This is a genomic window from Sphingobacterium sp. SGG-5 (assembly GCF_011043525.1).
GTDB lineage: Bacteria > Bacteroidota > Bacteroidia > Sphingobacteriales > Sphingobacteriaceae > Sphingobacterium.
On record NZ_JAAKGO010000014.1, the window covers coordinates 34147 to 54061 of the forward strand.

13 protein-coding genes and 1 pseudogene are annotated in these 19915 nt (G+C 43.9%); 2 read left to right on the forward strand and 12 right to left on the reverse strand.

Annotated features, from left to right (window positions below; genetic code table 11):
* Nucleotides 1-6: 6 nt before the first annotated feature.
* From G5B30_RS16360 to G5B30_RS16400, 9 genes are read right to left on the reverse strand one after another with little or no spacing between them, the layout of a single operon-like run.
* A complete protein-coding gene (locus tag G5B30_RS16360; protein ID WP_165321087.1) occupies nucleotides 7-1512 on the reverse strand; it encodes a hypothetical protein in 1506 nt (501 codons plus the stop codon).
* A 32-nt stretch (nucleotides 1513-1544) separates the two neighbouring features.
* Entirely contained in the window at nucleotides 1545-2489 is a 945-nt protein-coding gene (locus G5B30_RS16365) for a hypothetical protein (protein ID WP_165321088.1), read from the reverse strand.
* A 25-nt stretch (nucleotides 2490-2514) separates the two neighbouring features.
* The gene (locus tag G5B30_RS16370; protein ID WP_165321089.1) at nucleotides 2515-3903 is read right to left on the reverse strand and encodes a PKD domain-containing protein; all 1389 of its coding nucleotides are present in this window, start codon (nucleotides 3901-3903) and stop codon (nucleotides 2515-2517) included.
* A 16-nt stretch (nucleotides 3904-3919) separates the two neighbouring features.
* Nucleotides 3920-5548: a RagB/SusD family nutrient uptake outer membrane protein gene (locus G5B30_RS16375; RefSeq protein ID WP_165321090.1), complete on the reverse strand. Its 1629-nt coding sequence runs from the start codon at nucleotides 5546-5548 to the stop codon at nucleotides 3920-3922.
* Nucleotides 5549-5576: 28 nt separating this feature from the next.
* Nucleotides 5577-8732 carry a SusC/RagA family TonB-linked outer membrane protein gene (locus G5B30_RS16380; protein ID WP_165321091.1) on the reverse strand — a complete coding sequence of 1052 codons (3156 nt, stop codon included), beginning with the start codon at nucleotides 8730-8732 and terminating at the stop codon, nucleotides 5577-5579.
* Between the two features lie 20 nt (nucleotides 8733-8752).
* Entirely contained in the window at nucleotides 8753-9805 is a 1053-nt protein-coding gene (locus G5B30_RS16385; protein ID WP_165321092.1) for a hypothetical protein, read from the reverse strand.
* Between the two features lie 16 nt (nucleotides 9806-9821).
* Nucleotides 9822-10469 carry a hypothetical protein gene (locus tag G5B30_RS16390; protein WP_165321093.1) on the reverse strand — a complete coding sequence of 216 codons (648 nt, stop codon included), beginning with the start codon at nucleotides 10467-10469 and terminating at the stop codon, nucleotides 9822-9824.
* Nucleotides 10470-10511: 42 nt separating this feature from the next.
* Nucleotides 10512-12818: an FAD-dependent oxidoreductase gene (locus G5B30_RS16395; RefSeq protein WP_165321094.1), complete on the reverse strand. Its 2307-nt coding sequence runs from the start codon at nucleotides 12816-12818 to the stop codon at nucleotides 10512-10514.
* Nucleotides 12819-12836: 18 nt separating this feature from the next.
* A complete protein-coding gene (locus G5B30_RS16400) occupies nucleotides 12837-14534 on the reverse strand; it encodes a sodium:solute symporter family transporter (RefSeq protein WP_165321095.1) in 1698 nt (565 codons plus the stop codon).
* Nucleotides 14535-14796: 262 nt separating this feature from the next.
* Here G5B30_RS16400 and G5B30_RS16405 point away from each other — a divergent pair, with 262 nt between their 5' ends.
* Complete coding sequence (locus G5B30_RS16405) at nucleotides 14797-15990, forward strand: LacI family DNA-binding transcriptional regulator (RefSeq protein WP_165321096.1); 1194 nt, start codon at nucleotides 14797-14799, stop codon at nucleotides 15988-15990.
* A gap of 32 nt (nucleotides 15991-16022) precedes the next feature.
* On the opposite strand, the gene abc-f is transcribed toward G5B30_RS16405, so the two are convergent.
* Nucleotides 16023-17609, reverse strand: a complete 1587-nt coding sequence (gene abc-f / locus G5B30_RS16410; protein ID WP_165321097.1) for a ribosomal protection-like ABC-F family protein — start codon at nucleotides 17607-17609, stop codon at nucleotides 16023-16025.
* Between the two features lie 212 nt (nucleotides 17610-17821).
* On the opposite strand from abc-f, the gene G5B30_RS16415 reads away from it, so the two are divergent.
* Complete coding sequence (locus tag G5B30_RS16415) at nucleotides 17822-18334, forward strand: GNAT family N-acetyltransferase (RefSeq protein WP_165321098.1); 513 nt, start codon at nucleotides 17822-17824, stop codon at nucleotides 18332-18334.
* A 128-nt stretch (nucleotides 18335-18462) separates the two neighbouring features.
* On the opposite strand, the gene G5B30_RS16420 is transcribed toward G5B30_RS16415, so the two are convergent.
* Together G5B30_RS16420 and tnpA are read right to left on the reverse strand one after the other, a co-directional pair.
* Nucleotides 18463-19329, reverse strand: coding sequence for an alpha/beta fold hydrolase (locus G5B30_RS16420; protein ID WP_165321099.1), 867 nt, complete (start codon nucleotides 19327-19329; stop codon nucleotides 18463-18465).
* Nucleotides 19330-19592: 263 nt separating this feature from the next.
* Nucleotides 19593-19754 (reverse strand): annotated as a pseudogene (gene tnpA / locus G5B30_RS16425) (IS66 family insertion sequence element accessory protein TnpA); the annotation flags it as partial.
* Nucleotides 19755-19915: the final 161 nt, after the last annotated feature.

Here is a 19915-nt window from a genome sequence, read left to right on the forward strand (position 1 = left end):
TTATGACTATTGTTCTTCCCAAAACTCCCAGGCCATATCCGGCACCTCTGGACTGATGGCTTTCCCTTTCAACGTTCCTATTTCAACACCCATGAAATCAGCACCAGCCTCATCAGGCGTGTAGCGATAACCTTTAAATACACCGTCAGTTCGCGTATTTAATATGAATCGGTGCTTATCAAAACTACGGTTTGACAGCATGACGACTAATTTTCCATTAGGTTTTCTATAAGCCAGTATGCGCAGGTCCTCATCTACTTTGTGCTCTTTCACTGTCACAACTTGTGAATCCCAAGGCATATGTTTGATAACGCTACCAAGCGCATGCCAGTTGTGTGGATTCCATTCCCAGTGTCCTGGTTTTAAACCCGCTGGATATTTGGTATCGTCGGTATCATATGCTGGTCGGTACAAGCCCAACGCTCGTCCACTAGACATCTTCATATCGTAAGGCATTAGCGCATGCAGCCAAAACCAAGAAGGAGCTTCCCGTCGCTGAAACCAGTTCATGATGTGCTGAACAGTATTGATACACCTGGCCGATGAAGCCATACCACCGCCGGAATATGAATATTCATTTTGAAATAAAGCTTTACCATGATAGGATTTTATCGGCTGAACTTGCTTGGAATCGACACCACCATGATGCATCACCATATAATCTACCAAATCGCGCGTCGCCGAATTTGCCACCACAGGCTTAATTAGACGAAGGCCCTGTGAATCACCGATAATACGAATACGAGGATCTATTTCCCGTATTTTCTTCGCTACTGCCACGTACGCCATTCCATATTTATCGACGGGCAGATTCTTATACACACAGGAAGAATATCGCGTATCAGACATTGGTTCATTTTGTAAACCGAAAAAAGAAACCGGTAGGCCATTACTTTTTAAAAACTGAATATCTTTGACAACAGCGTCCGCAAAGTCATTTAGAAATCTTGTCGTATCTCCCTTATATATGGGGTCATTTTTAAAATCCTTTCCGAAACACCGCAACACGTTATCACTACCATCTCTTCCCGTGAGTTTTTGGTTTGCCTTCCAATACGGCAGGGGCGAAAAATATTCAAAAGAAACCCCTTCGATACCGGACCCTGCTACCATTTCCTGGAGTTCAGCCATTTGCGTGGGCCACCTGCCCCGTAATTGCTTCTTCTCCGCATCCATCCCCCGGAGATACAGTCCCCCTGCCAAACGGGCATAACGGAATCCGGTCAACATTTCTTTATACAGGCGAGTACGCTCTGCCGGAGTTATATCGTGCAACATGCCCTTTTGTTTCATGTTCATGCCATCACTGTTGTTGTTCAGTTGATCCGAATATATTTCCACACCAATCCCCTTGACTACCTGCTTGAGTTGATCGGGATAGATATCATATTTACCCTCGATCGGTGCCGGCGTATCACGCGTCGGGCGCTCCATTGGATATTTGCTATGCTGCGCCTGAAGGGAAAAACCTATGCAGGTCAGCAAAATCAGTAGACTATTTCTGCTTTTCATTCTTTCGTTTTATTGTTTGCAAATTCTATTTTCTATTCTACGGCTAGGAAGCGCATGGCATTGATATAATAAAGTTTCTGCGTAGTAGAATTCCCCTCGGCCGAAGCCATTGTGATGGTTATTTCCCCATTATTATCCGGCTGTATGCCGGGAACATACGCTAAATTAGACGTATTCAGGGAGGCGTTAAGCTCGGCTGATCCCTCGTTCATTCCCGTGACCGTATAAAGCGCTGATCTCGTTCCGGCAAAAGTAGACGAGCCATAAAAATAAAAATCGTACACTTTACTCTTATCAAATCCAACCAGCGTAAGAACACTCTCTCCGGTGGACAAATTATTAATTTTCGTCCCAGAATTCCCGTAAAAAAAACTCTTTGTCACACTCGACGGCATGTTAAGCTCTGTATCCGTTTCCTCTTCACCGCTGACTCCAGATATGTTAAACCGTTTCGTTACCGTCATCGAAATATTAGAACTGTATCCTTTTTTTGTTTTCAGGTCAGTTATAGCACCTCCCTCCAGATAATCCGAGAGCAAGTTCCATCCATCTGTAAATGTTCCATTCGTTCCAGTTCCGAAATTAACATATATATCAATCGTTCCATCGATCACCTGAACCGGACATGTCACGCTTAATACACCATCCGTAGAAGCAATAGTAAGCTTCGTTTGTCCTTCTGCGAGAGCCGTTATAGTAGCCGAATAATCCTCCTCGTTGGTTACCATACTGATGATATCCGGATTATCCACCGTCCATTCGTATGTACGCTTGGGTGTGACACCCGGCGCAAATTTAGGTTTTATGGTAATTTCTTCTCCAATAAGAAGTGAGGCCGATTTCGTATAGAGTGCCATAGACTGCTCCAATCGTTCGCCCCTTCTTTCTTCTTTCTCACAAGAAGAAAAGCCCACCATAAAAAGGGCGAACAGACACCCGAAGTAGATGTGCTTATTTAATGTTGTTAATACCTTCATATTTCATCGTATTAAATGGATTATTTTATTTCTCGACTACAATTTTAATTTTTTCTGTCGTCGGTCGTTCCGAGGGGGTAACACTCGTAAAAGTAACCGTGTAAATACCCGGCTTTTTATAGGTATGTGGCGTTTTCACTTTCGCGCGGACTGGCGCTGAATCGTCTCCAAAATCAATCGTTACGGGAATTTTGAAGCCCGAAGTCCGCCAGATATTTACCTCATCTCCTGCTTTAATATCCCGAACGGGAAAATGATAGAACACACCCAGATAGTCATTATTTTCCTTCTGCGGATTGAACACATATACTTTCAAAAAGTCTCTATCCTCATCCCCTTTATCCGTTTTGACATGTAGTGCTACTGTATAGTTCCCCGGTTTATCAAAACGGACTTTCGTCTTTGCTTTCTTTATGATCTTACCGTCCGGTAATTCCCAGGCATATTCCGCTATTTTATAACCATCGCGCACCACCGTCCGTATCGCGTCCAGTTCAACCTCTTCCCCCGCCATCATCGTGACATAGCCACCGGCAACAGCAAGCACGTTGTCGGGATAATCGCGCAAGTAGGCTTCGACAATAAAAGGATACGTACTTACAGCTTCACCTTTGTATATAAAATTCATGTGCAAATGCGGGTTTCCCATCTTTTCAGCCCCCTGAAAAGTACGTCCGGATTGCGCCAGTACCTGTCCCCCACGAACCGTCAAGCCTTTTGCCGCAATGGCTTTTATCGACCCCGTGTTCATATGCGAAATCCGATAACTAAAGTCATCAGCGCATGCGACAATCAGTCCATTACTTTGTCCGTCTCCATTCGGGAAGGGACTTGTCGTCACCACGCCACCCAACGGTGCCTGTATATCAAACTTGTCATACATCAAGCCATAATCTTCCCCATGATGGTAGTAAACACTTCTTCCAGGCACCAAAGAGCCCCAGGTGTTATTGTACATCGATGACCGCCACCGGTATTTCAAAAGCGGGAAGTGCATATCTTCTGGTCCCCAGGGCTTACCTTCCTGACAAATCGCTATCTTCGCTTCTTTCGGAAAGTATTCGATCGCTTGGAATTTACCAGCCTTCTTCACCCATTCCCGCGTATTTTCTACATATAACCGTAGACCTTTAAAAACGACCGGCATCTCGTATGGCCGCTGTAACAGCGTCACCGTTGCACCGTTGACCGACAATACGACCTGTGCTTCTTTAAATGTTTGTGCACCAATACTGGCTGGTTTGCGATTATTAGGCTCCCTGGTATAGGATACCTTATGTAGTTTGATCTGATAGGTTTTGCCTGCTACAAGAACGTCCTGTGTTTCCCCCGTATTTAAATGTATATATACAGGCCAGGCATATCCTACGATAGCTAAAAGAGCAAAAACCCCAGTTAATAAGAATTGTTTCATAACGGTATTATTTAATTTATTCCGCTCCGTACCCCGGATTCTGCGGTTTCAATTGTGGATTCAAATCGAGTTCAGCCAATGGTATAGGAAACCAGATACGATAAGGCTTCCAGTTGGCCTGTAAGTCAGGTACCGCTACATTATGTAATCCTCGCGTCGACTTGAGTCCCTCGATAGCTGCTGTGTATTTGTTGAACCGAGCCAGATCAAACCGTCGGTGTGTTTCAAAACATAATTCCCTCGAACGCTCATCGACCAGTTCCTGAATAAAATCAACCCGATGATAAGAGGTATTAAGCTCTGTCACTGTACTACCTGACTTTACTGCCCGCTCCCGGACCTCGGTCAACAGATCTCTGGCTCCCGGTTCATCCCCATCATGATACAGTGCTTCTGCCTGCAACAGTAATATATCGGCATAACGCAACAATGGAATCAGTCCGTCACTGGCATAGTCCGGTATCGGCTTTTGTGCCGCATCCCGTTGCCTGTACTTCCCTGCCGAGAAGAAGCCATTTTCTGGCGAGGTAGCTACCGTCGGGTTATAGTACCGATAGCCTCCTATTTCCTCTACAGAGGAGTTTGCCGTTATATTCCGTACCATATTGTGGGCGCGTCTGACATCATTTCCACTGATATTGTAGCGGTCAAACGCTTCGGCCAAGGGGACAAACCACCGAGAGTTGCCTCCACCGAGCGACGGTGACCCGAACGCCACCCAGTCACTATACCGGTTATAGATCCCGTTACTTGGCGAACTACTAGCTTCTACGGTAAACAGGCACTCCTCATATTGGGCATCACGGGTCGTTTCCCGAAATAGAAAGTCATAGCGATCGGTCAACTTATACCCACCATTTTGCACAATATCAGTCGTTATGGTAAAGACATGGTCATACGCCTCATCCGCATCCACCCAATCAAAGCTATTTAATGCAAAGTTCAGATCGTTGCCCATACCGGATTCCTTGGCACTTCCCATGTAAGCATATACTTTAGCCAAATATCCTGCGGCAGACCATTTGTTTGCTGCTCCCTGTATCTTTGCTCTTGGCGGAAGATTCTCGTAAGCAAACTGCAAATCTGCTATAATCTGTGCGTACACTTCTTCCACCTGCTGCCGTGGCCCAGCCTCAGGGTCAGGTGTCGTTTTTACCGGAATAGCACCAAACATCATCGTAAGATACATGTGATAGAACCCCCGCAAGAACCGCGCCTCTGCCGTTATCTGGGTTTTCCGGGTTTCATTCATCTCGACACCCTCGATTTTTGCGATCAGGTGATTTGTCCGGTTGATCCCTTCGTAAAAAGCCTCCCAGACCGATTTCAGTTTTGTCGTCGAACTGGAAATGGCGGCCAACCCAAAGGGTGTATGATCGTTTGAAATACCCTCACGGGTAATACACTCGTCCGTACCTCCATTCAATATGAAGGGCAAATCTCTACCAAAAAGCCTGTTTCTGCTATTTAGCGAATTATAACAACCTACCAGGGCCATCTCAGCTTCCTCTGGTGTCTGGTAAAAATTCTCTGTGGAAGTAAATGAATAGGGATCTGCATCCAGAAATTTAGCACAACCCAAGCTCGTGAGGACAAAGGCTGCAACCAATATACCTATACCTATTTTATTTTTATACCTTTTCATCTTTTTATCATTTTGTCAGTCAATAAAATTATAACGATGCTTTAAGTCCTAACAAGAACGAACGCGCTCGCGGATACGCCAAACGTTCGAGCCCCGGCAGCAAGGAATTACTATAGCTTACATCCGGATCAAAACTGGAGTATTTCGTCCATACATGCAGGTTGGTCGCTGTGGTATAAATGCTCAGCGTTTTTAATCCCATCCGGCTCACCGTTTTTTGAGGAAGCTTATACGACAACGAAACATTTCTTAGCCGCAGATACGAGGCATCTTCTACGTAGTAATCCGACATCATAGCTGCTGTTGCATTTTTGGAAATTACATCGGGATATACGTTTGTTGGATTTTCCGGTGTCCAGTGATTATCCCAAAATTCTTTTGACAGATTCCATACGCCACTTGGTCCCTGAATGAGACGGGTACCTAAATTGACTACATCGCCGCCATAAGACCATTCCATAAAAATATTACACTCTAGATTCTTATAAGAAAATGTATTCTCAAATCCGCCGTAATGTCTAGGCAGACTGCGTGAAATAAATGTTCGGTCATTCTCCTCATCGACGATATTATCACCACTCAAATCTTTATATTTAAGCGATCCCGGGCTGACCGTCGCCCCGGCGACAGACACCACATCACTTTTCAATGTATAATTCCGTGAGCCGTGACTAATATTGGGGTCACTGTTATTTTGCCAGGTAAAATCATCGATTTGGTAAACGCCATCGGTCAAAAATCCATAAGCTGTTCCCAACGAATTACCCACCTGCACACGTCCTAGGTTGGAAATAGTCCCATTATTCATAATCACCGGAATAAAGTCGATGTCACCTAGACTTTTTATGGTATTCTTATTGGCACTGATATTGAAACTGGTAGACCACCGGAACGCTTTGTCAATATTGATGGAAGTTATCTGAAATTCGACACCCTGATTATCTATCCGGCCCAGATTTTTCCATTGCTGACTGTAGCCCAACTCTGAAGGAACATACGCCGGCAAGAGCATATCTTTGGTCTTCTTGATATAGTAATCGGCTGTGAACGTTAGTATGTTTTTTAATACCCCTACATCCAAACCGGCATTATACTGTACGGTTGTTTCCCACTTCAAGTCCGGATTGGCCGGCGAGCTCGGCGCCATGCCGAATATATTACTTCCGGCAGTAGCATAGTATGCGTTGTCCATTTCCGAGAAATAGCGATAGGCGGGAATACGTTCGTTTCCGGTCTCACCATAACTCAACCGTAGTTTTAACTGGTCAAAGGTATTCAGTGATTTTATGAACTTCTCTTTGTGTGCCTGCCAAGCAAATGCTGCGGACGGAAAATAGCCGTAACGGTTTCCCGGTCCGAACTTGTCCGAACCATCAATACGAAAACTGGCTGTAAAAAGATACTTCCAAGCCAGCGAATAATTCGCTCTTGTCAACCAAGACACCCGGTTGTTGGCCCAACGGGACGAATAAACCCGGGATATCTGTGCGCCCTTACTAATATCATTTATCCCTGTTGATTCATCGACAAAATCTATACTACGCATGCCTTGCGATTCAAAATTGTAGCGGCTTGCTTCAAAAGCTCCCATCAAGTCAAGTCGATGGATACGGTTGAAGGTTTTGAGATAATTCAGGCGGGTCGTGCTGTTCCAGGAGTGCACTCTTCTTTCCTGCAGTACCGCAACGCCATTATTCATATTGCCCATCGTCGTATATTTGCTATAGAACTCCTTTCCTTTGGAGCTTGCGAGTATACCGCTGGCCGTCGTATGTAATTTTAGCGCTTTGGAAAATTTGTATTCGAGATAAGTACTGGCATGCGTCCGCATCGAGCCTGTATTTTTATAGGCATCATCCAACATGGATAACGGTGTAATATACCGCGTTACATCGTCGTCGGTTGATGGGTCATAAAATGCAATTGGCTTGGTCATTATAATACGCTGTACAATACCATTCGCCGAGTTCACCAATCCCGTATTAGTTGCGCCATACAGTTCCTGATAGGATCCAAGGACATTCAATCCCAATTTTAATTTGGAGTTCTGAGTATGATCCATACGTAGCCTGACATTGTATCGATCCATTCCGTTGCTGCGTATAATACCGTCCTGTTTCAAGTACCCAACACCGCCGGCGACAATCGTTTTATCACTTCCCCCGCTGAAAGAGAGGTAGTGATTTTGCGTTGCTGCCCACCTAAAAGCCTCGTCCTGCCAGTCGTGCTGCGCAAAACGGTAAGGATCTACAGGTGAATCGGTATCAACCAACCCATCCTTAATCTCATAGAACAAAGGGGAGTTCGGTCTCGTCTCCCGCTGAAAATCTATCCACTCGTCACCGTTTAAAAGTTCCAACTTACGCGATGCCTGTGCAAAACTGACATACCCATGGTAAGAAATATCAGATCTTCCTTTCTGTCCCGATTTTGTCGTTACGATGACGACGCCATTGGCTCCTCGCGATCCATAAATTGCCGTCGCAGAGGCATCTTTCAGAATTTCGATCGACTCAATATCCGAGGGATTAAGCGACGATAAGGGATTCGCGGAATTACCGATATTGGATTCCGAAGCCGTTGCTACTTCCTCCGAACTCACGTCAAAAGGCACACCGTCAATAACAAATAAAGGTGTGGAGGAACCGTATAAGGAATTTGCACCCCGTATCTGTATATTCATTTCCGCGCCCGGTTCTCCCGATTGGGAATTGATACGGGCTCCCGGCATCTTACCCTGTAAAGCGCCTAACAGGTCCGGGTTAGCAGATCGCTCGATATCTTCCGCTTTAATTCCCGTAAGTGCTCCGGTAAGATCTGCACGAACTTGTTCGCCATAACCGATCACAACGACCTCATCCAAGTTGTTGATGGATTCTCGCATAACAATATCGGCGACAGTTCCGACTTCTGCGGTTTTTTCCTGTTCTACAAATCCCAACATCGAAAAAACCAACACACTTGGGGACTGCACAACCGTAATCTGATAATCTCCTTTGCTATCGGAGACGGATACAATCTTGCTATCTTTTACGTGCACACGAACGCCCGGCAAGGGCTCTCCCCTCGTGTCCGTTATCGTTCCTTTCACTACTGAGCTCTGTAGTGAGTTTTGTGCATCCACCTGATTATGACCATATAGCAATAACCCGAGTAATACAATAAGTGATAATTTAATGTTCATCTTATTTTGGTTTTATATAATTAATTGGCGTCCTGGACACCTGGGGATAAAGCAATCCCTCGAAACATTGTTTTTGTCGGAGCATTAACTAAAGCTTTTGGCTTTAACCTCGAGATCTGTCCATTATACCCTGTGTCGTCATGAATCACATATATTTTGGATGCAGTGCCCCCGTATTTAACGGCATATAACATGACGTCTGTACCGGAAATCACAGCGGTAACACCGATATAGCGTCCGGGTAGCGTACCGTTTGACACCCAACTTCCGTCGACCAGTGAATACTTCGTAATACCATCAACCTGCGTGTCGTTTGCAACATACAGCACATCGTCTCCCGGTATACTAACATTCAAATCGGCAAAAAGAAATTGGCGTGCTGACGCTAAGGAGCTATTGATTGGCATACCCGGCAAAGTCGTCAGGCGTTGTTTAGCAGTCGCAGGCAAACCAACACCCACCTGGATCACCGGGCTTAACCCCTTTAATGAGGATTGGGAAGCGTACAATTGATTGTTAAATATCGCCAAACCTCTTAACGATCTACTTGATATAGACGTCACCTTAGAACCTCCAATCGTTGTGTGGTACAGATGAGGAGCAACGCCAGATACCCAAACATTTTCAGCTTCTGTAACAGCCGATGTCACCGGCCTTTTTAAAAGGGGCGATAACACCGTATTGGTATTTATCTGACCGGATCCATCCATGACACCCACTATCCATTCGCTTGCCATAGTACTTACTTTAGGGGTGCCTACAGCTGCATTATAGCCGGCAAAACTCAATTTCTTTCCATCTTGAGAAAGCGATAGGAGGCCTTCATAAGGTTTGTTTCCGGAAAGCGTCAATGGTTTATTGCTTTTCGTATTCGTAGCAGGCACAGCAATGGTTCTGATTAACTTCCCTTTGGTCGAATATTCATCCATAAAAACAGGAGCCGCTGCATCATTTAATGCCGAGGACCCATCCCCCACGCGTAATACCACTAAGCTCCCGGACTTGAAAGCGGTCTGGGCAAAAGTTTCATTCGCTAATACCGCTAATGTGCAAATTAATAGTATTCTTTTCATAATGTTTATTTTCTCCTTAGTGCGATGAAATTTTTAGGGCATTGATGTAGTAAAAACCGTAAGCGTTGTTGTTATTCGGACCCGCTGTAATCGTTATCGTGATTTCCCCCTCATTATTCGGTTGCACAGCATTCGCACAAGCGGTATTTGAGGTATTATTTGCCGCATCCAACAGCGCCGTAACTTCATTCGCTCCTTTTACAGCATACGCACTTTCTCTTTTATCCTTAACATCCGATCGGGATCCATAAAAACAGAAGTCATACTTTTTGTTTTTATCTAATCCCGAGAACTTAAGAACGCTCTCCTTGACAATCTTCCCCTGGAATGCCTTAAGCGGGTTGCCATAAAATGCCCACAACGACACAAGCTCCGGCATATCTAAGGTTGTTTTGGTTTCTTTCTCGCCGTTTTTATTCCTTCCGTTAAAGCCCTTGACGATACGAAGGGAAACACCTGTCACATTCCCTTTTTGGTCCTTTAAATCTGCAATGGACGAACCAGCGGTATGTGCAGGTAAAGCATTCCACTTTGTGTCTGATGTCTTGGGGCCAAAATGAATATAGACCGGTTCCTCTTTTTTAGACATATTTTTATCAGCCACAAACGAACTCAACGCGAGGGATATTAAAACAACGATTAAATAATACTTTTTTGGTAACATAACTTGATGATTTATAGTGATACAATAGTTTATTTTGAATAATTAGCGGTTAGGCCCATAACATCTTACTTCATATATCTGCGCAGAATCATCGCCATTCGTAGCATGTACATCCACCCGTAATTTATTGGTCGTGATGGATTGTGCTAATACATGCACCTGCTGCCGTTGATAATTTCCTACTACGTCAATAATTTTTTTCCATTTTCCAGCAATCCATGCCGATACGGTATAATCCCGCACACATTGTGGATCCCTATAAAAAGGGGCATACGCATGCAGTTCGCGCAGCAAATGACCTGCAAATGTCAATTGCACTTTATCAATACGCTGCGGTTCATCCCAAGTCAATCCTATCCATTGTGGAAGAGGCTGTACCGGATCAGACTTCCACAAGTTGGTGAACGCTGCCGGCCTGGTCACACCATTGATTACATTTTCCGGTTCGTAGCATTCCTGAGGTGCGTTGACTTTAAAGCTCAAGGTATGCCCACTACCAAACCGGCGCATTTTATTCGGACCGATCTGATAACTCGCCATGTGCCCGGTAACAATTTTCCCGGCGAGTAGCCATTCCACGTTTTCATTCGGAAGAATATCCAACCGAACAAAACTTCCGGCAACGACCTTACGGTTATCCACAGGAAAGTCCACCCATTGCTTCGTGCCGGGAGGTACTTCGATCGTGCCGGATGCCAGTTCCTCCAGTCCCTGTACACGATAATCCCAGATATGGTCGACCGCCAACAACTGAGCCTGGAGTGTCTGGGACTGCGAACTACTATTGGTTACACATATCGACACACTCTTTAAAGGGCTATTCCCCACAGCTATCAACTGCCCACGCCGCGTACGCAAAACAGTGTCGGTATACTGCGGCTGATCTTTCCAGATATGCAGTCCCTTATGGGCCCCTTTACTTTCGGGACCTGCACCATATTCTTTGGCACTGCTACTGGCTTCGATCTGCGCCTGGAGTGCCAGATCCTTCGGATCATTATTCTTGTAATTGGGCAGGAAACAACCATCGCGCAAGAGCTGTTGTTGTATAGTGACAACATCATTGGGTGTGAGGTGGCTGATGGACAGTCCATTTAAAACAGCGTGAGCCGAGGCGGTTCCCACAGCCTGCCCAAGCAATGCTGTCGTCGACATCACCCGCACCGTTCCAAGGGCAGCATGTGTCACGCTGACATTTCGCCCTGCCATCATGAGGTTATCCACATCTTTGGCAATGAGACAACGTAGGGGTATACCATAAGGTCCGGCATAACTTTTTACCGCATAATCCGTAAACGTATTATAGTTTTCGCCGCTGGCTGGCTCACTATCTTCCGCCAATAACCCCCCGGGGGTATGCAAGTCAATAAACCAGCCGCCGAATGCGATTTCATCGTCAAAAACAGTACAATTTTGTGGATCATGTTCGGTCATCAAATATTGTCCCATAATCCGCCGGCTCTCCCGTTTGCCAGGCACCTGCCCTATCCAGTCCAAGGCATAATTTTTCGTAATTTCTTTCATTTTGGGATCCCGGTTCTTCATCCAATCCCATACGCCTAAAGCATGGCGTGTCAATTCATGTCGGATATCTTCATTTTCATGAATAGTATGGTAAGGCACGCCTATTTCAAGCCACCAGTAACCACCCCGCTCATCTTTCGGCGGACGTCCATTCTGATAAAAAAAGCTGGCGTCTTCGTATTTAACAGCCCATTCGGGGGCCTCAAAAGGCACGGGATAATCCATCCGTTTTGTCTTAAAATGAATAGAACTTCCCATGACATCGCCATTGCCGTGTTCCGGCGCATGTGGTTCATTAAATTCACTGCGGCTTTCACTGCCCATCCTCCATTCACATCCGGCCTGATAAGCCAGGACCCCATCGCCGGTACAATCGACAAACACATTTCCTTCCAATGATAATTCGACCTCTGAGTTTTGCGTATAGGCTATAATCCGTTCAATCGTCCGTTGATCTTTCATAACGACATCTCTGAAATCCGTATTTAGATAGAGCGTAAGGTTTTCCGTCTGTTGAGCCATATCATACTGCACCATATCCCAGACTGAGTTTGTCCAACCGTTTTCAAAAATTTCTTCATGATTCAATGCCCGTTCCTTAATCAGAAGCTCAGAAATAATCCCAGTCTCCCGGGCATATGCATGAAACGCCGCAGCACCATGGGGTGTAACCCTAATTTCCGACGAACTGTTTCCGCCCAATACAGGACGATTGTGCAACAGACAAGTTGCCACACCACTTCTTGCGGAGGCAATAGCGGCACATAAACCCGCCAAACCTCCTCCTACGACAACTACCTCAAACTTTTTCTTCTCTTTCTTCATTATACAATACTGATTTCGCTATTTTATTTTTTTTAATGACCATAATATAAGACCACAGATAACAGACAATACAACGCCAAATCCAATGACCAATCCGGCCTTACTACCGGCTGTAAAGGCCAATGCATACATCAATACCGACAACGCACCAATGCTGTAGGCCATCAGTTTTGCCGGGTATGCCGCCACCGTGGAACCCACCTGTTCAGCATCTGTTTTTTGGAGGGATCGTGTATGGAGTTGCACAAAACCATCCGCAGTTCGCTGACTAACCCCTTCGAATAATGCAAGCACAATAAAAGGGACGATGACACCCACAGCAACTTCCGCTACCAATGCGTTTTCAGAAAGCCAGGACAGTATTGCCACATCCGATGTCTGCGGAATACCGACTTTCACAACGAATGCCGCTAGAAAACTAAGTCCTGTAGCATACCATACTGCCTTTTGCGTTATTTTCCCTAAAACCAATCCCCATATCGTAGGCAACACCATCGGGACCACCAAAAGGGACGTGATGGTTAAAATAACTTCTTCCGCACCACCCACATACGGAATAGCAACAGCGCCTCCGATGATAACGGCACCGATGAGAAATGAGCTGATTCGGCCTACGAGGAGCAGCTCCCGTTCACTTGCCAAAGGCTTGAAGATCGCTTTATAGCAATCGTTGGTGATAGCCCCGGCATATACATTGACCTCCCCATCGATATAACTGGCTGCCGCCGAAAACATCGCGGCCAGCAGCAAACCCATCATTCCCGCTGGCAAAACTGCTGCACAGGCTAAAAAGTAAGCTTGTTCAGGATTGGCCAAAGGATCCTCCACGCGATAGATCATTGCCGGAAGCATCCATATAACAGGACTGACTAAATAGAGTGTCCCAAGCAGGTAAGCTGTTTTTTTTGCTTCTTTTGCATTTTTTACTGCCAGAAAGCGCTGGACAAAGACCCATTCCCCGCCAAATTTAAACGTGTGTACCACGACCCAACCGACGAGAAACCAGTAGGTGAACTGACCATTGGATACATCCATAAAGCCCTCCGGCACCGCTTCTAAAAATTGCTTAACACCGCCGACCTGCTCAAAACTTAAAGGCACCACAAAGAGTACCGAAACCATTAAAACAACAAACTGTACCGAATCGATAATAAGCACAGCCCATAGTCCACCACTAACGGCATAGACCAGCATAAGAAGGCCCGAAACGATACACGCGTAGGTAATGGATAAGTTGCCCGTCGCGGCATCGCGAAAGATATTACCTTCATCAAGTGGCATCAATGCGCAGAACAGGGTAGCAAATGAATACAAGGCAACACTCATGGCAACCAGCTTCAGCAACATACCTATCCAAGTATAAAACTGAACAACTTCTTTTCCAAAACGGATATTGATAAATTCGCCGATGGTCGTGACTCCCAATTTTGCCCAGCGCCCAGCCAAGAGTTTACCTACGATAAAGGAGCTCACCCCCAACGACATTAAGATACTGATGGAAACAAAGCCATGTTTAAAAGCTATACCTCCCCATACGACAAATGTGCCGGCAGAGAATGCACTCATAAAAGCCGATATACCCGAAAGCCACCAAGGCGACTGTCTGCTCACGGCAAACATGTCTGCTGTATTTTTGTTCCACCTACTTAAGATACTGCCGATAAGCAACATGCCGATCGCATAGATAATAAGAACAAAATAATCGAGAGAAGTCATAAATATCGCGGGTTTATCATCGTAATTAAAAAAGTATATATATCTGCCAAATTCTTAAAATATAGATATCAATATAGATAGTTTATTCAATTGGTCATCTATCATATTTTTGCTAATATATCTATTATACAATTGATTCCAGCAATATTAAGTACATAAAACTTCATTTTTTATATCTTAAACGTTTGCGATATTATTTGCGATATTTGTTTTATTATAGCTTTTTTTGTTAATTAGTAAAAGGAAATTAATACCACCATTTATGCCACGAGTAAAATGTCCAAAATGCGGAAAAGTAGAAACGATACTTAAATCTGGGTTTGTCCGGGGAGTACAACGATACTATTGTAAGGAATGCATCTACCATTTCACGTTAATTAAAAAAGGCCGATACCGGAGCTCGTCCTTTGATAATAAACGACAGACGACCATTATTGACATCGCGAAAGCGGTAGGTGTGTCGGCATCTACCGTCTCAAGAGCTTTAAAAAACCACGAAGATATCGGAAGCAGAACCAAAGCATTGGTTAAACAGGCTGCCATAGAGCTCGACTATCAGCCTAATCTATTAGCGCAAAGTCTCAACCGAAGAGAAACACACGTTATCGGTGTCGTCGTTCCGGACATTGAAAATCCTTTCTTTGCTTCCGTACTGAGCGGGATTCAACATACGGCATCAGCATCAGGTTATAAAGTTATGATCTATCAGTCCAACGAATCCCACAAAACGGAAGCCGCTAACATACAAACTATTATGAATAATTGGATAGATGGCTTATTGATATGTCATTCGAAAGAAACCCAAACATTTGAACATCTTAAGTTACAGATGAAGAAAGGCATTCCAATTGTACATTTTGATCGGATTTGTGAAGAGACAGCCACATCAAAGGTACTTCTGGATAACGTTACGGGGGCGAAACAAATTGTCACACATCTTCTAAACGAGGGCTGTCGGCGAATCGCTGTTATAGCTGGCCCCAAACACCTCTACATTACTAAAAAAAGAATAGAGGGCTATGAAAGCGCATTCAAAAATGCAAATATCGAGCTGAATGAGCGATGGATTGCCTATACCGATTTTACAAAATCATCTATCCATGATGCTATCGACAACTGGCTTATGGAAGAAATTAAACCCGAAGCTATCTTCTGTATTTCAGACAACAGCGCCATTCTGACGATGATGTATCTTAAACATCTTAAGTTAAAAATACCCGAAGATATCTGTGTGGCAGGATTTGGAAATGATTATACAGGGAGGATTATCGAACCTGCCCTTACCACCTACGATCCTCATGCATTCAAGGTAGGCGAAACAGCGACTAAACTATTCTTTGATCAAGTCATCTTGGGCGATAAATTTGAGATCAAAACGGTAACTATTGCAGGCGAGCTCATTGTCCGTTCTTCTTCTTTGAAAAGATCGTATAATCCCTCCGACGAGGAAGCATAAAATACTCACCACTATTGTGACTCGAAAAAAGATTAAAGTAATACGCGATCCCGAATATTGATTTCATCCAGAAAACACCGATCATGGGAGACAACAACCAGAGTCCCTTCATACGCATTAATCACCGACGTCAATATAGCTATATTCTGTATATCAATATTATTTGTGGGTTCATCTAAGATGATCATGGCTGGAGCTTGGCTGGAGATATTCATGCAGCACAACAGCAGCCGCATTTTTTCTCCACCGCTCAGCACCCGACAGGGCTTGCCCCAACTTTCTTTTTCAAAGAGAAATCTGCTAAGCCTGATTTTAATCTCGTGCTCCTGTAATGCTGTATTGTTGAAAGACTGTGCCATTTCATACACAGAAAGATCGACATGCATGATCGAATAGTCCTGATCGACATAGATACTTTTAAAATCTGTTCGGAACACCTCTCCTTTATCTGGTTCAAGCTTTCCGAGTATCAATTTTATTAATGTCGTCTTGCCAGATCCATTGGAACCTTCCAATACTATTCTATCGCCATGTCGTATCCGGAATTCCAAATCTGTTGACCATAAGGGAGCACCTTTGATTTTAATATTCAAATTTTTGGTCTCCACCAACGTCTTTCCTACATGTAGCCCCGAGCTATTAAAGCCAAACCGCATCTGGTCGATATCCGGCAAGCTTGACCGTAAGTTTTGAAGACCCTGCTGTATATCAGCCAGTTTATCCTGATGTACCGATTTTAATTTTGAGGTACTGCCCTCTGCCTTATTCCGAAGTCCATTCATCACAATCTTTGGAAGCCCCGCCTTTTCTTGTTTTTTCTTTCCCCGCGCATTCAATCGCTGCTGTCTTTCTGTAGCTTCCCGCTCCTTTTCCTTTGCCTTCTGTAATTCCTTCTGCTGAGATTTAATATCTGAATCCAACGCTCTTCTTTCTATATCTTTCTGCGCACTATAGAATTCGTAGTTGCCGCCATACAATGAAATACCGTTTCTTCGGAGCTCTGCAACAACAGGCATACGATTCAGTAAATCCCGATCGTGACTGACCAGCAGTAGTGTTTTGTTGGTATTTTCAACAAAGTCATACAAGAGCTTTCGGCCTTCCCTATCCAGATGGTTACTCGGCTCGTCCATCAATAGGATATCGGGCTCGTGAAGGGAAATACCGGCAAGAAATACTTTTGTCTTCTGGCCTCCACTTAGCGTCCCCAATGTATGGTACAAGGAAAGATCGTGCAATCCCCAATCGGCTAAAGCCTGATGACAGCGATCCTCAATGGTCCAGTCGTCATTCAGGATATCGAAATTCTGCTCGGACACCTGACCCGCTACGATGTCCGCTAGCGCCTTTAATTGACGATCAACGTGCAATACCTGAGCGACAGTGGCATTCTCATATTGTTCCATTAATTGCGGGATATAATAAGGCTTCGGGTCTCGGCTCAGCTGGCCGGCAGAAAGCCCAAGCTCGCCGGCGATGATTTTTAATAAAGTAGATTTGCCTGTGCCGTTGTTACCGATCAACGCAATCTTATCCTTCGGATTAATGACCAGATTAATATCTTGAAATAAAACTTCCTTATTGGGGTGTATGTATGTTGCTTTTTGTAAAATAATCATGATTTCTTTCGCGTAAGTAATAAAACAAGGGTTAAGCACAGCGGGATATTGTGCCAAACATCAGTGCGTAAAGAAATCAACTCTTACATACAGTTCGACTTGTGTAGGACAAAGTTAAATAAAATGTGTTGAATTCACGAACAGAGTGCTAATAATCTAAAAAAAGTACCTTACCTTGTACGTATTACAGCAGAAATTACAAAAACAGCACCATGGAATATACATTTAGAAAGGCAAAGGTGGATGAACAGGATCAGATCTGGGCGATATTAAAAGATGCTATTCGAAGGAGAAAGGAAGAAGGAAGCGATCAATGGCAAGATGGCTATCCCAATCCGGGAGTTATAAAAGATGATATCGACAAAGGCGTTGGATTTGTGCTTCTGGATCGGGATGAGGTTGTGGGGTACTGTGCTGTATTAATTAATGATGAGCCCCAATATGCAGACATTGAAGGCCAATGGCTGACCGATGGTGATTTTGTCGTCATACACCGGGTGGCCATATCGGAGAACTATCTGGGGCAAGGTTTAGCAAAAAAGATGCTTCAATATATAGAAGGGTATGCGTTAGAAAATAATATCCACAGCGTTAAGGCAGACACCAACTTTGACAATCCAGGCATGCTGCACATATTTAAAAAGACTGGATATACCTATTGTGGCGAAGTGATACTTCGGGGCAAACCGAGAAAGGCTTTTGAAAAGGTTTTGACAGATTCTTAAGAAAAAAAATAAAGAAGACAAATTTCAGGGTCAATCCACATATTGAATAAAGTTTTTTTTATCCGTTTCAAATGTGTGACTGATGACAAATGATTCTTCTCAAAATATCCGTTTTTATGCAACCCGTTTTATGGTCTGTCCATAAATTTTTCAATTAGATTTAAAACTTCTTCAAAGTTCGTCTCCAAGGCCATATGTCCACCGTCCAAAATATGTGTTTGGACATTAGACAAATCCCTTTTATAACAATATGCTTCAGCCACATCAAAGTAAACATCATGTTTTCCCCAAATAATTAATGTAGGTGGTTGATGTTTGCGGAGATATTTCTGAAAATCTGGGAAGAGTTCAAAATTTGTTGGATAGGTGAGATTTAGCGTATACTGAATATCGAGGTTTCCTGGTCTACTTAGCCTTTCCCAATCTATTATCCAGCTTTCGGGACTTATATTTTGGTGGAGTTCCTCAGGTACGCCTGCAAAATACTGTTCTTTTGTTCCTTCTTTACTTAGAAATGCATATACCTTTTCCTTTGCTTCGTCCGTCGGATTTTTCCAATATTCCTTGGTTTCCTCCCAATTTGGCCCATGACCTTCTAAATAATTGTTACCATTTTGCACAATAATCGCCTCTATTTTTTCAGGATTCTTTAAACAGATGCGCGCGCCAATGTAACTCCCATAATCGTGAACGTAAACCGTAAATGATTGTAGTCCTACAGCTTCGGTAAACTTGTCCATATATAACGCAATATTTTCAAACGAATATTCAAAATCTTTTGCTGAAGGAACATCACTGAACCCAAAAGCCGGGTAGTCAGGAGCAATAAGATGAAACTTGTCAGAAAGTGCGATCATTAAGCTTTTGAACATTAATGACGAAGTCGGGAATCCGTGTAACAGTAAGAGAGATGGTTTTTTACTGTCACCTGCTTCTCTATAAAAAATATTTACGCCATCTATATTTATGGCCTTGTTATATAACTGTCTGTTCATATCCGTTTTTTAGCTTAAGTAGCACCTTTCTAAATTTAACTCAAAAATACATACAGCAACTTTCTTCCCCAAGCTTTAGTCTTAATTCTCTATGGGTAAAATTTCCAAAATCTTATCCTTTTCTCCTATCGGGCGATATTTTGAATGGTGCGTATGACTGTGTGTCCGAGCATCTTCGATACACTCTCTATTGGCGCTCTGTTGCTCAAGTTACAGTAGTGGCAAATGACGTGCGATATGAAACGTAAGCAGTTACCCGTTCACTTGAGCTGAGAAACCTCCATGCCGGAATATTTGCTCTTCCATGAATAGAAGGTTCCCTGGCTAATACCATGTTCACGACAAATGTCCGAAACCGATTGTCCCGACTCCTGTTGCGATAAAATCTTGATGATCTGTGATTCGCTGAACTTACTTTTTTTCATTGTCCCTAAATTATAAAACTACATTAATAATCGTAGCTGTTTTAAGGGAAGATTACAGTATGACCGCTCCGCCAACTGTACTCCCCGACATTAGGTATAGAAAAAGGGTAACCGAATAGGTCTCATTTTTTTTGTTTTAATTGAACAGATTGGTAAGAAAA

What these genes read in the sequence shown, in the direction of transcription:
- G5B30_RS16360 (WP_165321087.1), bottom strand. Translation starts at nt 1,512, where the DNA reads ATGAAAAGCAGAAATAGTCTACTGATTTTGCTGACCTGCATAGGTTTT.
- G5B30_RS16365 (WP_165321088.1), bottom strand. Translation starts at nt 2,489, where the DNA reads ATGAAGGTATTAACAACATTAAATAAGCACATCTACTTCGGGTGTCTG.
- G5B30_RS16370 (WP_165321089.1), bottom strand. Translation starts at nt 3,903, where the DNA reads ATGAAACAATTCTTATTAACTGGGGTTTTTGCTCTTTTAGCTATCGTA.
- G5B30_RS16375 (WP_165321090.1), bottom strand. Translation starts at nt 5,548, where the DNA reads ATGAAAAGGTATAAAAATAAAATAGGTATAGGTATATTGGTTGCAGCC.
- G5B30_RS16380 (WP_165321091.1), bottom strand. Translation starts at nt 8,732, where the DNA reads ATGAACATTAAATTATCACTTATTGTATTACTCGGGTTATTGCTATAT.
- G5B30_RS16385 (WP_165321092.1), bottom strand. Translation starts at nt 9,805, where the DNA reads ATGAAAAGAATACTATTAATTTGCACATTAGCGGTATTAGCGAATGAA.
- G5B30_RS16390 (WP_165321093.1), bottom strand. Translation starts at nt 10,469, where the DNA reads ATGTTACCAAAAAAGTATTATTTAATCGTTGTTTTAATATCCCTCGCG.
- G5B30_RS16395 (WP_165321094.1), bottom strand. Translation starts at nt 12,818, where the DNA reads ATGAAGAAAGAGAAGAAAAAGTTTGAGGTAGTTGTCGTAGGAGGAGGT.
- G5B30_RS16400 (WP_165321095.1), bottom strand. Translation starts at nt 14,534, where the DNA reads ATGACTTCTCTCGATTATTTTGTTCTTATTATCTATGCGATCGGCATG.
- G5B30_RS16405 (WP_165321096.1), top strand. Translation starts at nt 14,797, where the DNA reads ATGCCACGAGTAAAATGTCCAAAATGCGGAAAAGTAGAAACGATACTT.
- abc-f (WP_165321097.1), bottom strand. Translation starts at nt 17,609, where the DNA reads ATGATTATTTTACAAAAAGCAACATACATACACCCCAATAAGGAAGTT.
- G5B30_RS16415 (WP_165321098.1), top strand. Translation starts at nt 17,822, where the DNA reads ATGGAATATACATTTAGAAAGGCAAAGGTGGATGAACAGGATCAGATC.
- G5B30_RS16420 (WP_165321099.1), bottom strand. Translation starts at nt 19,329, where the DNA reads ATGAACAGACAGTTATATAACAAGGCCATAAATATAGATGGCGTAAAT.